The sequence below is a fragment of the Cellulomonas sp. GbtcB1 genome (assembly GCF_019091725.1).
Taxonomy (GTDB): domain Bacteria; phylum Actinomycetota; class Actinomycetes; order Actinomycetales; family Cellulomonadaceae; genus Cellulomonas.
In genome coordinates, this window is sequence record NZ_JAGXJG010000057.1 from 1 (window position 1) to 13077 (window position 13077).

Here is a 13077-nt window from a genome sequence, read left to right on the forward strand (position 1 = left end):
CGGTGGTCGAGGGGGTCGCCGGGCGGGAGGGGTACGTCGACCCGGTCCAGCAGTGGGCACCCGACGCCGCGAGCCCGAGCGGCATGGCCTTCCTCGACGGGACGCTGTACGTGGCGAACCTCAAGGGCTCGGTGCTGCGCGCGGTGCCGACCGCGGAGCCGGGCACGGCCGTCGACCTGTTCGCGGGGACGTACGGGCGGCTGCGGGACGCGGTCGCGGCGCCCGACGGGTCGCTGTGGCTGGTCACGGGCACCACCGACGGCCGCGGCACCCCGCGCACGGGCGACGACCGGATCCTGCGCGTGCCGCTCCGGTAGCCCCGGGGCGATCTCAGCGGGGACGGGTCGAGGCCGGCGCCCGGGGGTGCCGACCTCGACCCGCTGCCGTCGCCGGCGGTGAGCCGGCTCAGCTCGCCGGCGCCCCCGCGTCCACGCGCGTCGCCGCGCGCGGCCCGCCCGGCGTGCCGCCGCCGGAGCGCCGCTGCCGCACGAGCTTCCGGGTCACCAGGACGACCGCGCCGACCAGCAGCAGCCCGACGAGGACGTCGGCCGCGTACAGCGCCCACTTCCACGGCGGGGTCACGGCGACGAGGCGGCTGTCGGCGGCGAGGCCGTTCATCGCGTTCGACGCGGTGACGGCGTACCCGATGTTGTGCGCGGCGCGCCGCATGTCGGCGACCACCGACGGCGTCATCTGGTCGTCGGTCAGCTTCCAGAGCGTCGCGTCGGTGTTGAGCCACAGGTCGGTGCCGGCGTCGAGGCCCGCGCGCAGGTCCTCGTAGGCGAACACGTCGAACGAGGCCTGGTCGGTGACGACGACGCCCTCGAAGCCCCACTCGTCGCGCAGCGCGCCGGTCATCAGCCCGGCGTGCGCGCCGCTCCAGGTCGCCCCGAGGCGGTTCATCGACGCCATCATGCCGCGGGCGCCGCCGTCCCGGACGGCCATCTCGAACGGCGCCAGGTAGAGCTGGCGGACGGCCTGCTCGTCGGCGAACGTCGCGAGGCCGATGCGGTCGGTCTCCTGGTCGTTGAGCGCGAAGTGCTTCATGAAGACGAGCACGCCCTTCGACTGCGCACCCTCGACGACCGCCGCGCTCATCGCGCCGGACAGCACCGAGTCCTCGGAGTAGTACTCGAAGTTCCGGCCGCTGTACGGCGAGCGGTGGATGTTCGCCGCCGGTCCGTACCAGCCGGCGACGCCGAGGTCGAGGGAGTCCTCGCCGATCGCCGCGCCGAACTCCTCCGCGAGGGCGTCGTCCCAGGACGACGCCAGGACGATCGCCGGCGGGTAGCCCATGCCGCCCTGGCCGCCGACGAGGGTGTCGGAGATGCCGGCGGGGCCGTCCTTGTCGACGGTGGCGGGCAGCTGGATCGAGTCCACGCGCTTGGTGGCGTAGCCGCCGATCCGGGTGAGCTCGTCCAGCTCGGTCACGGTCATCTGGTCGAGCAGCGCGTCCCACGACGGGGAGTCGTAGGGCTCGCCGACCAGGGTGGCGGCGGACAGCTCGCCGTACTCCTCGCTCACGGTCCCGGTGGCCGGCATCTCGGCGTCCGGGTCCTCGACGTCCGGGATGTCCAGGTCCGCGAGCAGCGCGTCGGGGGCCTCCCAGGCGCCGTCGGCGTACGTCGTCGGCCAGGTGCCGGTCCAGTCGGAGCGGCTCAGGTAGGTGAAGCCCTCGTCGTAGGTCCGCAGGTCGACGTCGTCGAACTGGTTGGTCACGGGCGCGCCGGTCTCGGCGGACACCGCGTACGTGGTGGCGTCGAGGGCGTCGACGGTCGTCGACCAGGCAAACGCCGCGTCGCCGTCCGCGTCCATGCCGTCGGCGGTGGTCAGGCCCTTGGCGGCGAGGATGTTGTTGAGCGCGACGTGGGCGTCGGTGCCGGCGGCCAGGTAGTGGTCGCCCGCGTCGACGACGTAGGTGCCCGCGCCGTCGGCGTCGTAGGACTTCATGAGCTCGCGCGGCACCTCGACGGTGACCGTCTCGGACGCACCCGGCTCCAGGGACCCGGTCTTGGCGTACCCCGCCAGCTCGACGGCCGGCTTCTCGACGCCGTGCTCGCGGTCGACGTCCGTGTAGGGCTGCTGCAGGTAGACCTGCACGACGTCCCGGCCCGCGACGTCGCCGGAGTTGGTGACGGTGACGGCGACCTCGAACGCGTCGTCGCCCTCGGTCACGGCGTAGTCCGACCAGTCGAAGGTCGTGTACGACAGGCCGTAGCCGAACGGGTACTGCACGGCGGTGGCGTAGTCGAAGTCGCCCACGCCCGCGGCGCCGAGGACCGCGTCCTCGTACCGGGTCTCGTAGTACCGGTACCCGACGTACACGCCCTCGGCGTAGACCATGTACTTGTTCCCACGGTCGACCTCGGAGTTCGTGAGGTCGTACGAGCCCAGGTTCGCGATGCTCGGGGCGCTCGTCGAGTCGTAGGCGTAGGTGTCGACGAGCGCGCCGGACGGGTTCACCGCGCCGGTGAGCACCTGGCCGACCGCGGCGGCGCCCGTCTGGCCGAACGAGCCGACCCAGAGCGCCGCGCTGACCGGGTACTCCTCGAGGAAGCCGAGCTCGACCGGGTTCTGCGTGTTCAGCAGGACGACGACGGTGTCGAAGTCGTCCGTGACCGCCGCCAGAAGGTCGCGCTCGTCGGCGGTGAGCTGGAGGTAGGTGCCGTCGCCGGCGTCGCCGGTCGCGACCAGGTCCTTGCTCTCGCCGCCGGAGCGGCCGAGCACGACGACCGCGGCGTCGGCGTAGTCCGCGAACGACGCGCGGACCTCGTCGGTGTAGACGCCCTGCGGGACCTCGTTCACCGCGAAGGCGCCCTCGCCGTACACGTCGGGCGTGGTCTTGCGGTAGTCCTTGCCGGCGCCCGACTCGTAGAAGTCCCACAGCGTCGGGTTGACCTCGAACCCGGCGTCCGCGAACGACTGCTCCAGCGTGACGGCCTTCGACGTGTCGACGGAGCCGGCGCCACCGCCGCCGTAGACGGGGTCGACCGCGTCCTGGCCGAACACGCTGATCCGCGCGCCCCCGGCCAGCGGCAGGGACCCGTCGTTCTCCAGCAGGGTGATGCCGCCGGCGGAGATCCGGGTGCCGACGCCGGCGAGGTGCGCCTGGCGGTCCTCGTCGGACGTGAAGCCGGAGGTGAAGTACTCGGCGTCGGTGCCGTCGGCCGAGACCACCTTCTGGGTGGGCTGGTCGAGGTAGACCGAGATCAGGTCGGAGTACTTCGTGGCGTAGGCGTTGCCGACGACGAGCCCGCCGGCGAGCGCGGCGCACAGGACGTACGCGCCGACCGCGACGGGTGTCGACAGCCGCCTGGGCTGCTTCGTGGACATCGATGGCCTCATCTCTCACGGGTCGTCGACTTCGACGCCCTGGGGTGCGCGGCGATCGAAGCACCGGGACCGGGCCGGGCCCGGGGCCGGGGAACAACTCGCGTCCCGCGGCGCACAACCTGTCGCGCGTCAGGCGCCCCGGGCCGCCAGCCGGTCCGTGAGGGCGGCGAGGAACGCGGCGCGGTGCGGGCGGCTCACCGGCACCTCGCGCCCGGTCACCAGCCGGCAGGTCGCCTGCCGGACGGCCACGACGTGCCGGAGGTTGACCAGGTAGCCGTGGTGGCAGCGGAAGAAGCCGTGCGGGGCGAGGTCGCGCTCGCGCTGCTTGAGCGGCCCGGCGACGGCGTACCGCCCGTCGAGCGTGTCGACCACGACCCGGCGCCGGGACGCCTCCAGGCAGACGACGTCGGCGGTGCTCAGCCGCAGCGGGCCGTCCTCGGTCACCAGCTCGACCGTGGCGTCCGCGCGGGACCGCGCGCGCTCGACGGCCCGGTCGAGCTCGCGCGCCAGCGCGTCGTACGACACCGGCTTGAGCAGGAAGCCGAGAGCGCCGACCGCGTAGCCCCGGACCGCCTGCGCCGCCGCGTTCGTGACGAACACGATCGCGACGTCGGGGTCCCGGCGGCGGACCAGCTCGGCCGCGGCGACGCCGTCGAGCCCCGGCATCTCGATGTCGAGGAGCAGCAGGTCCGTGCCGGGCCGGTACCCGGCGACGAGGCCCGTCCCGTCCCCGTGCCGCCGGACGTGCAGCGGCACGCCGCGCTCGGCCTGGTACCGGCGCAGCGCGGCGGTCAGGCGCTGCGCGGCGACGTCCTCGTCCTCGACGACCGCGACCTCGATCATCGGCGGGCTCCTCGCTCCGGGGCGGTGCGCGGGGTGCGCGGCGCCGTGGCGGGTCGAAAATCTAGCCTGCTTGTTTTTCGATGTCGAGGGTGATCCGCCCGCGTCGCTAGGGTGTCGCCATGCCCACCGAGACCCGCCCCCGGCGCGGCCCGTACGGCAAGACGCGCGGCCGCGTCGAGACCCTCGGCCGCGTCGCGTACGAGCTGGTCGTCGAGGCGGGCCACCGGAGCCTGACGATGGCGGAGGTCGCCCGGCGCGCGGCGCTCACCGAGGCCCAGGTGCTGCACCTGTTCCCGTCCCGCGACCACCTGCTGGTCGCGGCGCTCGAGCACGCCGACGCGCGCCTGCGTCCGGAGCCCGGCTCGCCCGGCCTCGCCGAGGTGCCCGACCCCGAGGCCACCCTCGCGGCGGCGATCCGCGCCCAGCACTCCGACCCGCACGTCGTCCGGCTGTTCGCGAGCATGTGCGCCGAGGGCCTCGACCCCGGCCACCCCGCGCACGCCTGGCTCGTCGAGCGCACCCGGCGCACGGTCGCGAGCTACGCGCAGATCCTCCGCGAGCTGCAGGCGACCGGGTGGGCGCACCCCGACGTCGATCCGCAGCGGTTCGGCCGGCAGCTGGTGGCGCTGTGGGACGGCGCGCAGGCGCACTGGCTCCTGGACCCGTCGACCGACCTCGGGGCCGAGGTCGCGGCGGGGCTGCGGGTGCTCGCGCGGGCCGACCACTCAGGCGGTCCGGGCCTCTGAGCGCGCGGGCGCCGGGTGGTAGCGTCGAGGCGTCACCACGACGGCGACCCGCCGACCACCCGGTCGACGAGCCACCGCCGCGGCGATGTGAACTCATGGGAGGAGTTCACGAACGAGGCGAATCACTTCCACGACGACCGGCACGAGCTGCTTCACGAGGGCTGTCACCCTCGCGGCTCTGCCGGTCGTTCGCTGTCCGGAAGGACCCGACCTCCCGCAGTGCGGACAAGGTTCGTCTGACACTGCCACCACCTCCTCTCCCTCGCGGCAGCGAGGTCGAGGCGCCCCACTCCCACCCGGGACTTCAGGTGCTGCGGCTCAGGTCGGAGGCGGCGTCGCGAGCCTAGGGACGCGGTCCGCCTACTCAGTGCGAGGACCGTCCGTCATCCACAGGCCGGGGGCGCCGCGCCGCCCGCGCTCACCCCCGGCGCGGCGCCAGCGCCCGGTCCACCGCCGCCAGGACCGTCGCCCCCGCGCCGGCGGCGAGCACCAGCCAGCCGATCGCGTGCAGCCCCGCGTCGGTCGGCTGCTCCCCGAAGACCAGGCCGATGACCGCGGACGACCCGATGGCGGCGAGGTACACCGAGGTCCGCGACAGCCCCGAGGCGGTGCCGATCTGGTCCGGCGGCGCGTGCCGGTACAGCGCCGCCTGGTTGGACACCGACGCCAGCCCCTGCGGCACCCCGAACACGGCCGCGACCACCAGCAGCAGCCACGCCGGCGACGCCGAGGTGAGCACGAGCAGCAGCGTCCCGCCGGTGACCGCGAGCGCCCCCGCGACGACCAGCGGCGGCCGCAGCCGGGTGTTCCGCGCGACCGCGACGGACGCCAGCCCGGCGAGCACCGCCGTCGGCAGCTGGAGCAGCCCGGCGGCGTGGGGGTCGTAGCCCGCGGCGCCCTGGAGCCCCTGCGAGTAGACGTAGCCCACGGAGTACGCCGCCAGGTAGACGAGGAACATGCGCGCGTAGGTCCGGGTGAGCGCGCCGTTGCGGGCGAGCACCCGCACGTCCACGAACGGCGCCGCCCTCCCCCGCTCCCAGCGCACGAACGCGACGAGCAGCGCGGCCGCCGTGGCGAGCAGCCACCACTGCGGGCGCTCGAGCTCGAGCAGGAAGACCAGCAGCGCCGCGAGGCCGGCGGCGAACAGCAGGATTCCCACGGCGTCGACGCCCGCCCGCGGCCCGGGCGCCTCCCGCGGCGGCCGCTCGTCGTCACCCGGCACCCAGGCCGCCGTCATCGCCAGCGCCCGGGGCGCGTGCGGCACGTTGGCCAGGAAGATCGCCTGCCAGTCGAAGGCCGCGACCAGCACGCCGCCGAGCACCGGCCCGACCGCGGACGTGGTGAGGCTCGCGATCGACAGCCCGGAGAGCAGCGCGGGCGGCGTCGGCCGACCGGCGCGGCGGGACTGGTCGCTGATCAGGGTCATCGCCGACGGGTACGCGGTGGACGTGCCGAGCCCGATGAGCACCCGTGCGGCGAGCACCCCGCCGAACCCCGGCCACAGCAGGGGCAGCACGCCGGCGACCAGCACCCCGACCAGGCCGGCGGTGTAGACCCGGCGCGGGCCGAGCAGGTCGGCGAACCGGCCCATCACCGGCTGGGCGACGGCGCTCGCCAGGTACAGGCCCGCGACCAGCCAGATCGCCCGCGACGTCGGGATGCCCAGGTCCCGGGAGATCGGCACCAGCGCGACCGAGATCATCGTGGTGTTGATCGGGTTCAGCACGGGGCCGATCAGCACCGGCGCGACGAACCGGGGACCGAATCCGCGTTCTGAGGGCACGACCACCCACGCTACGTCGTCGGGGCCGTCACGCCCGCGGGAGCACGACCGCCTTGCCCAGCGCGCGCCCGGCCCCGACGTCCGCGAGCGCCGCGGGCGCCTCGTCGAGCCGGTACTCGCGGTGCACGTGCAGCCGGACCGACCCCGCCAGGCAGAGGTCCGCCATCGGCGTGAACGCCGCCGGCCCCTCCCGCACCGCCAGCACGCCGATCCGCCGGCCGGAGGCCGCGCCGACCACCGCGCCACCGACGAGCACCCGCAGCAGCGCCCGGGTGGTCCCGCCGACGCACCGGTACCGGCCGCCGGGTGCCAGGGCGCGCCGGTACGCGAGGACCGAGCGGTGGGCGACCAGGTCGAGCACCATGTCGTACCCGGCGGCGGTGCGCGTGAAGTCGTCGACCCGGTGGTCGAGCACCTCGTCCGCCCCGAGCGAGGCGACGAACGCGGCCTTGCCCGCGTTGTCGACGCCGGTGACGTGCGCGCCCGCGGCCTTCGCGAGCTGCACGGCCAGCGACCCGGCCCCGCCGCCCGCGCCGTTCACCAGCACCCGGGAGCCCTGCCCGACTCCCGCGACGCCCTGGAGCGCGATCGCCGCCGGCTGCGGGATCGCGGCCGCCTGCACGGCCGACAGCCCGGGCGGGCGCAGCGCCAGCGCCGACTCCCGCGCCAGCGTGCACTCCGCGAGGCCGCCCTTCAGCGCGAGGTTGTCCCCGTAGACGTCGTCGCCGACCCGGAACCGGGTCACCCCGGGACCGACCGCGGCCACCCGGCCGGCGACGTCGGAGCCGAGCACCCGGCGCGCGGGCCTGCGCAGCCCGCCGATCCGGGAGTAGGCCGGGGAGCCGCGCAGGCACTCCCAGTCGGAGAGGTTGAGCCCGACGGCCTCGGTCTCCAGCAGGACCTGACCGGGACCGGGCTCCGGGACGGGCACGTCCGCGAGCCGCAGCACGTCGGGCGGGCCGTAGCGGTCGTACACCAGGGCGCGCACGGCACGATCCTGGCACCCGGGCGCCGCGGGGGTCGAGACCCTCAGCGACGGCGCAGCACGCGGGCCACGGCCACCGCGGCCCCGACGACGAGGGCGACCACCACCAGGACCAGCACGACCGTCAGGACGTGCCAGGGCTTGAGGGCGTTCACGTGTCCTCCGGGTCGGGTCGTGGGGGGCGCGCCCGGCGCGGGCGACCCGGCGTCGACGCTACCGACCGGGCCCGCGCCGCGTGGCCGGTTCCGGCACCGGATCCGGCGGGCGGCCCCTCACCCCGGTCCGGCGGAGGTGGTAGTACGGCAGCCGCACGGTCGGCCGGAACCCCGCCGACAGCGCGACCCGCACCGACGCCGCGTTGTCCTCCCGGCACGACCACACCGGCGTCAGCCCGGCACCCCGCACCGCGTCGACGAACGCGCCCGCCACGCACGCCGCGAGCCCCCGGCCCCGGAACGCGGACGCGGTCTCGACGCCGATCTCGAGCTCGTCCCCGGTGCGGTACGACGTGAACGCGATCGCGCCGACCGCGCCGTCGGCCGCCCGCTCCGCCACGACGCCGCCGCCGTGCGCGAGGAACGCCGCGGCGTCCGGCCAGAACCCGGCGGGCGCCACCGAGCCGGACCAGCCGAAGTCGGCCGCCATGGCGGGACGGGTGCGCCACCCGGACGGCAACGGGCGGGCTGCGCGGGGCGCGGCCGGGTCGTGCCGGAAGTTGAGCCGCACGTGCCGGGCCGCCGCGCCGGGGGCCGCCGCCCCGGGCGCGTCGAAGAGGACCGCCCGGAGCGCGGCGTCCCAGCCGAGGCCGGTCCAGCGCGGGTCCACCTGCAGCCACTCCTCGGCCGGTCCGGCCCCGCCCCGCAACCGCACCAGCACCGCGTCGAACGCCTCGTCCACCGCCGGGCCCCAGACCAGCGACATGCCGTACCCGTGCACGGCGTGGAACGCCCTCGGGGCGTCGGCGCGGTCGCACCACAGCGCACCCGGCGCGGTCCCGTCCAGCACCGCCCGGGCGAAGCCGGTGTTCACCGGCACCCGGGCCAGCTCCCGGCGCGCCCGAGCCCGCAGGTCCTCGTCGCACGGGTCCCGCAGATCGACGTCCACACGGCGACCCTCGCAGGGCCCGCCGGTCCGCCACCAGGTCCACTCGGCGGGAAGTGGATCCCGCCGCGCGCCGAGCGCCGACCCCCGCCCGCGGAGGTGGCGCCCGCCGACGTCAGACTCGGGCCGTCCCCGACCGCGCGAACGGCCCGCCGGCCGCGAACACCTGCGCCGCGAACCGCTCGCCGATCAGCCGGTGCGTCGCGGGGTCCGGGTGCAGACCGTCGGGCAGCGGGTGCTCCTCCGCGTCCGCGGCCCCGTAGAGCGACAGCCCGTCGAGCAGGTGCAGGTGCGGGTCGTCGGACCGCCTCCCCACCACGGCCGCGAGCGCGTCCCGCACGACCCGGAGCGTCGGGCGCCCGTTCGACAGGTCGTCGCCGCCGGTCGCCACGAACCGCACCCGGCCCGCCGCGAGCTCCGCGACGTCGAACGCCCCGGGCCCGGGGGTGCCCTCGTGGATCCCGCAGAAGATCGGCGTCACCAGCACGAGCGGCGTGTCCGGGTGGCCGTCGCGGATCGTGTCGAGGAACCCGTGCACCGCCGCCTCGAACGTCCGCCGCCGCATGCCGTCGAGGTTCACGACGTTGATGCCGAGCGCCACGCTGACCAGGTCGGCCGGGGCGTCCCGGATGACGCGTGCGGTCGCCGGGTCGACGAGGGCGCTGCCGCCGAGGCCGAGGTTGCGCAGGTCGACCCCGCCGAGGCGCGCCGCCAGGGCGGGCCACGTGCCGGACGGCGTCGCGGCGTTGGAGCCCTGGCTGATCGACGACCCGTGGTGCACCCACACGGGGCGGTCGTCGGCGGCGGGCCGCACGGGCGCGTCGGCGCGCAGGGCGACCACCTCGACGGACTCGTTGTGCGGGAGCCAGACTTCGACGGCCTTCTCCCCCGCGGGCAGCCCAGGGAACGCGACGGTCTGCGGCGCACCGGCCAGCAGCGCGGACGCGCCGGTCGCGAGGTCGGTCTCGACGGCGTCGCCGCCGGTCAGCGGCACGCTGGCGAGCACGACCCCGTCGACGACGAGGTCGACCGCTCCGCGCGGCCGCTCGACCTGCCGGTAGGCGAGCCGGGTCGGGTGCAGCACGACCTCGACCGCCGTGGCGGTGGTCGAGAACGCCAGCCGGACGCCGGAGGGCTGCGCCTCCATCGCGGCCAGCTGCGGGTCGCCGAGCTGCCGGTCCACCCACGCGGGCAGCCGGTGCGGCCGGAGCCCGCGCGCGGTGGTCTCGGTCCGGTCGGCGCCGCGGACGAGCGCGGCGAGGTCGGTGAGGGGGACGTCGATCATGCGGGGGTGTCCTCGGGGTCGGGAGCGGGCCAGGCCCGCAGCAGGGCGTCGAGCGCGTCGACCGTCCGGCCCCACGAGTCCGCCGGGGCGGGCGCGCTGTGGTCGAAGCTGCCGATGCGCTCGAGCTGGACGAAGCCGTTGATGGTGCTGCCGAGCAGCCGGATCACGTGCACGCGCTGGTCGGCCGGGACGGCGTATCCGCGGAGCAGGGCGTCGGTGAGCGCGACGACGTCCACCGCCGACGGCGCGGCGACGGCGGCCGGGCCGGCGCGGCGCTGCATCGCGGCCCACCGGCCGGGGTGCTCGCGCGCGTAGTCGCGGAACGCGTCGGCGTACCCGCGCAGCGCGTCCCGACCCGACCGCCCGGCGATCCCGGTGGCGATCCGGGCGGCGACCTCGCCCATCGCGAGCGCGGTGACGCCGTCCAGCAGGGCGGCGCGGTCCCGGACGTGCGCGTACAGGCTGGCGGTCTGCACCCCGAGCCGCCGGGCGACGGCGGACAGCGTGAGCGCGTCGAAGCCGGCCTCGTCGGCGAGCGCCGCGGCGTCCGCCACGACGAGGGCGGGGGTGAGTCCGGCGCGCATCACGACACTAAACCTACACCCTGTAGGCATAAACCTCAGGGGCATAGGAGCGCGCGGGTGCGAGAGGATGGGCCCCGTGACTCCCGCGCCCTCGGCCCCCCGGTACGTGTTCCTCGACGTCGACGGGACCTACGCGCACCACGGCGAGGTCCCCCCGGGGCACGAGCGCGTGGTCCGGGCGGCCCGGGCCAACGGGCACCGCGTGCTGCTGTGCACAGGGCGACCGAAGTCGATGCTCCCGGACCGGATCCGCGCGGCAGGCTTCGACGGGATCGTGGCGTCCGCCGGCGGGTACGTCGAGGTCGACGGCGAGGTGCTGCGCGACCAGCGGTTCCCGGCGGACCTCGCGGCGCGCGCGATCGAGGTCCTCGACCGGCACTGCGCGGCCTACCTGCTGGAGGCGCCCGACGCGCTCTACGGCCGGCCCGGCGTCGACCGGCGGCTGGGCGAGCTGCTGGACGGACACTTCGGCCGCGGCGGCGCCGACGGCGCGGCGAGCCCGCTGGAGATCCTGAAGGCGCTCGAGACACCCGACGACCTCGGGTCCTGCTCGTTCGCGAAGATCACCTACTTCGGCGCGGCGATCCCGTGGCCGGAGCTCGGCGCGGAGCTCGGGGACGAGCTCGGGATCCTGCCCAGCTCGATCGCCGCGATGGGCGAGTCCGCCGGCGAGATCTACCTGCGCGGCGTCCACAAGGCGCTCGGCATCGAGGCCGTCACGGCGCACCTCGGCGTCCCGCGCGAGGACGTGATCGCGTTCGGCGACGGGCTCAACGACCTGGAGATGCTGGAGCACGCCGGGACCGGCGTGGCCATCGAGGGCGCCGACCCGCGGGTGCTGGCGGTCGCCGACCTGGTCGTGGCCGGGCCGCAGGTCGAAGGGCTGGTCGAGGGGTTCGCGCGCGTGGGCCTGGTCTGACCCCCCGGAACCCGCCCGCCGAGGCGGGTCGCTGGCCTAGCGTGGCGGTGATGAGCCAGCCCAGCGCCCCGCCGCCCCCGCTCCCGGCCGCTCCGGAGCCGCGCCCCGTGCCGCCGTCGTCGACCGCGCACCTCGTGGTGCGGCTCGCCCTGCTCGTCGCGGTGCTGGCCTCGGTCGCGTACGCGCTGCTGCGCCCGGTCGGCGCCGAGCGGTCGGGCCTCGGCTCGTACGACGCCCCGGACGCCCTGATCGCGCTCGGGGTGCTCGTCGCCCTCACCGCCACGATCATCGCGGGCCCGGAGCCCCGGCTGGCGACCCGGTGGGCGTGGTTCTGGCTCGTCGCCTACGTCTGGCCGGCGGCGGTCGTCTACCTGCTGCTGGAGCCGACGGCGGCGTGGCGGCGCGCGTCGGCGCGGGCGCCCGGGCGCCGGCTGACGGGCGGCTGGGGCTTCCTGATCGGGCTGCTGCTGGGCACGCCGCTCACCGCGCTGCTCGCCTGGCGCTGAGGCCCGTGACCAGCGTCCTCGCCCCCGCCGCCACGCTCCCGGCCGGGAACCCGGTGCGGCCGTCGTCGCGCGTGCACCTGGCGGTGCGGCTCGTCCTGCTGGCGGTGCTCGTCGCCGGCGCCGTCCAGGCGGCGCTCCGGCCGGTCGACCGCACCGCGGACGAGCTGGAGGCGGCGCTGGCCGCGGGCGAGGTCGCGACGATGACCATCGAGCGGCCGACCGTCCCGACGATCGGCGGGGTCGGGGTGACGTGGACCGGCGACGGGCGACCCGGCCGCGCGACCTACCGGTTCGACTCGATCTCGGACCAGCGGGTCGACGAGGGGCGCCGGCTGCTCGCCGCGGCCGCGGCCTCGCCGCGGGACGTCGAGGTGCGGGAGGTCGAGGAGCTCCCGAGCCGGTCGAGCCCCGCGTGGCAGCTGTACCTGGCGCTCGGTGCCCTCGTCGCCCTGCCGCTCACCCTGGTCGCCGGGCCCGAGCCGCGGCTCGCGACCCGCTGGGCCTGGTTCTGGCTGGCCGTGCACGCGTGGCCGGTCGCGATCGCCTACCTCGCGCTGGAGCCGACGCCGGTCTGGGACCGCCGCGGGCGCACCGCACCGGAGCGCCGGCTCACCGGCGGGTGGGCGTTCCTGCTCGGGCTCCTGCTCGGCCCGGCGCTGCTGCGCGCCCTCGCGGGCGCCTGACGGGGCCCGCGCCCGGCGTCACCAGCCGGCGACCTGCCGCAGCCCCTCGGCCGGCGTGAGCTGCACGAGCGTGAAGCCGCCCGCGTCCTCGACCTCCAGGCTCACCGCGACGGCCCGCCCGCGCTGGTGCCGGCCGACCCACTCGAGCACCTCGAGCACGTCGCCGCCGTCGACGAGCCGCCAGCGCTCGGCGGGCGCGCCCGCCGAGGCCAGGAAGTCGACGACGTACACCGGGTGCTCCACCTGGACCCACGAGTACCGCGTGCCCACGTCCCGAACCGCCTGCATCCGCCCGACCTCTCCCGCGCG

At 76.2% G+C, this 13077-nt stretch carries 13 protein-coding genes; 5 read left to right on the forward strand and 8 right to left on the reverse strand.

The window, feature by feature from the left end:
• The coding region (locus tag KVT14_RS16780; protein ID WP_217616710.1) for a PQQ-dependent sugar dehydrogenase at positions 1 to 317 on the forward strand (317 nt) is incomplete at its 5' end.
• An 88-nt stretch (positions 318 to 405) separates the two neighbouring features.
• On the opposite strand, the gene KVT14_RS16785 is transcribed toward KVT14_RS16780, so the two are convergent.
• Both KVT14_RS16785 and KVT14_RS16790 read right to left on the reverse strand, forming a co-directional pair.
• Positions 406 to 3333, reverse strand: a complete 2928-nt coding sequence (locus KVT14_RS16785; RefSeq protein ID WP_217616711.1) for a glycoside hydrolase family 3 protein — start codon at positions 3331 to 3333, stop codon at positions 406 to 408.
• 129 nt (positions 3334 to 3462) lie between these two features.
• Positions 3463 to 4176, reverse strand: a complete 714-nt coding sequence (locus tag KVT14_RS16790; RefSeq protein ID WP_217616712.1) for a LytTR family DNA-binding domain-containing protein — start codon at positions 4174 to 4176, stop codon at positions 3463 to 3465.
• Positions 4177 to 4295: 119 nt separating this feature from the next.
• Between KVT14_RS16790 and KVT14_RS16795 the strand changes: the two genes are divergently transcribed.
• Positions 4296 to 4922, forward strand: coding sequence for a TetR/AcrR family transcriptional regulator (locus tag KVT14_RS16795; protein WP_217616713.1), 627 nt, complete (start codon positions 4296 to 4298; stop codon positions 4920 to 4922).
• Positions 4923 to 5340: 418 nt separating this feature from the next.
• Here the strand turns inward: KVT14_RS16795 and KVT14_RS16800 are convergent, their stop codons facing one another.
• The 5 genes from KVT14_RS16800 to KVT14_RS16820 all read right to left on the reverse strand — a co-directional run bounded on the left by KVT14_RS16800 (position 5341) and on the right by KVT14_RS16820 (position 10660).
• A complete protein-coding gene (locus tag KVT14_RS16800) occupies positions 5341 to 6705 on the reverse strand; it encodes an MFS transporter (RefSeq protein ID WP_217616714.1) in 1365 nt (454 codons plus the stop codon).
• 28 nt (positions 6706 to 6733) lie between these two features.
• Entirely contained in the window at positions 6734 to 7693 is a 960-nt protein-coding gene (locus KVT14_RS16805) for an NAD(P)-dependent alcohol dehydrogenase (RefSeq protein WP_217616715.1), read from the reverse strand.
• A gap of 210 nt (positions 7694 to 7903) precedes the next feature.
• Entirely contained in the window at positions 7904 to 8794 is an 891-nt protein-coding gene (locus KVT14_RS23235) for a GNAT family N-acetyltransferase (protein WP_217616716.1), read from the reverse strand.
• Between the two features lie 112 nt (positions 8795 to 8906).
• Complete coding sequence (locus tag KVT14_RS16815) at positions 8907 to 10076, reverse strand: GDSL-type esterase/lipase family protein (RefSeq protein WP_217616717.1); 1170 nt, start codon at positions 10074 to 10076, stop codon at positions 8907 to 8909.
• Positions 10073 to 10660 carry a TetR/AcrR family transcriptional regulator gene (locus KVT14_RS16820; protein WP_254631124.1) on the reverse strand — a complete coding sequence of 196 codons (588 nt, stop codon included), beginning with the start codon at positions 10658 to 10660 and terminating at the stop codon, positions 10073 to 10075. Before KVT14_RS16820 ends, KVT14_RS16815 begins: the two co-directional genes overlap by 4 nt.
• A 76-nt stretch (positions 10661 to 10736) precedes the next feature.
• On the opposite strand from KVT14_RS16820, the gene KVT14_RS16825 reads away from it, so the two are divergent.
• Genes KVT14_RS16825 through KVT14_RS16835 form a run of 3 tightly spaced genes read left to right on the forward strand, consistent with a single transcriptional unit; the run spans position 10737 to position 12768 of the window.
• Positions 10737 to 11579, forward strand: coding sequence for an HAD hydrolase family protein (locus KVT14_RS16825; RefSeq protein WP_308161130.1), 843 nt, complete (start codon positions 10737 to 10739; stop codon positions 11577 to 11579).
• Positions 11580 to 11629: 50 nt separating this feature from the next.
• Positions 11630 to 12085, forward strand: a complete 456-nt coding sequence (locus KVT14_RS16830; RefSeq protein ID WP_217616720.1) for a hypothetical protein — start codon at positions 11630 to 11632, stop codon at positions 12083 to 12085.
• A gap of 5 nt (positions 12086 to 12090) precedes the next feature.
• Entirely contained in the window at positions 12091 to 12768 is a 678-nt protein-coding gene (locus KVT14_RS16835; RefSeq protein ID WP_217616721.1) for a hypothetical protein, read from the forward strand.
• Between the two features lie 18 nt (positions 12769 to 12786).
• On the opposite strand, the gene KVT14_RS16840 is transcribed toward KVT14_RS16835, so the two are convergent.
• Positions 12787 to 13056, reverse strand: a complete 270-nt coding sequence (locus KVT14_RS16840) for a hypothetical protein (protein WP_217616722.1) — start codon at positions 13054 to 13056, stop codon at positions 12787 to 12789.
• Between the last annotated feature and the right edge of the window lie 21 nt (positions 13057 to 13077).

Bases quoted from the DNA above. Each gene is read 5' to 3' on its own strand.
- KVT14_RS16840 (WP_217616722.1), bottom strand. From the start codon at position 13,056: ATGCAGGCGGTTCGGGACGTGGGCACGCGGTACTCGTGGGTCCAGGTG.
- KVT14_RS16790 (WP_217616712.1), bottom strand. From the start codon at position 4,176: ATGATCGAGGTCGCGGTCGTCGAGGACGAGGACGTCGCCGCGCAGCGC.
- KVT14_RS16820 (WP_254631124.1), bottom strand. From the start codon at position 10,660: ATGCGCGCCGGACTCACCCCCGCCCTCGTCGTGGCGGACGCCGCGGCG.
- KVT14_RS16785 (WP_217616711.1), bottom strand. From the start codon at position 3,333: ATGTCCACGAAGCAGCCCAGGCGGCTGTCGACACCCGTCGCGGTCGGC.
- KVT14_RS16830 (WP_217616720.1), top strand. From the start codon at position 11,630: ATGAGCCAGCCCAGCGCCCCGCCGCCCCCGCTCCCGGCCGCTCCGGAG.
- KVT14_RS16815 (WP_217616717.1), bottom strand. From the start codon at position 10,076: ATGATCGACGTCCCCCTCACCGACCTCGCCGCGCTCGTCCGCGGCGCC.
- KVT14_RS16795 (WP_217616713.1), top strand. From the start codon at position 4,296: ATGCCCACCGAGACCCGCCCCCGGCGCGGCCCGTACGGCAAGACGCGC.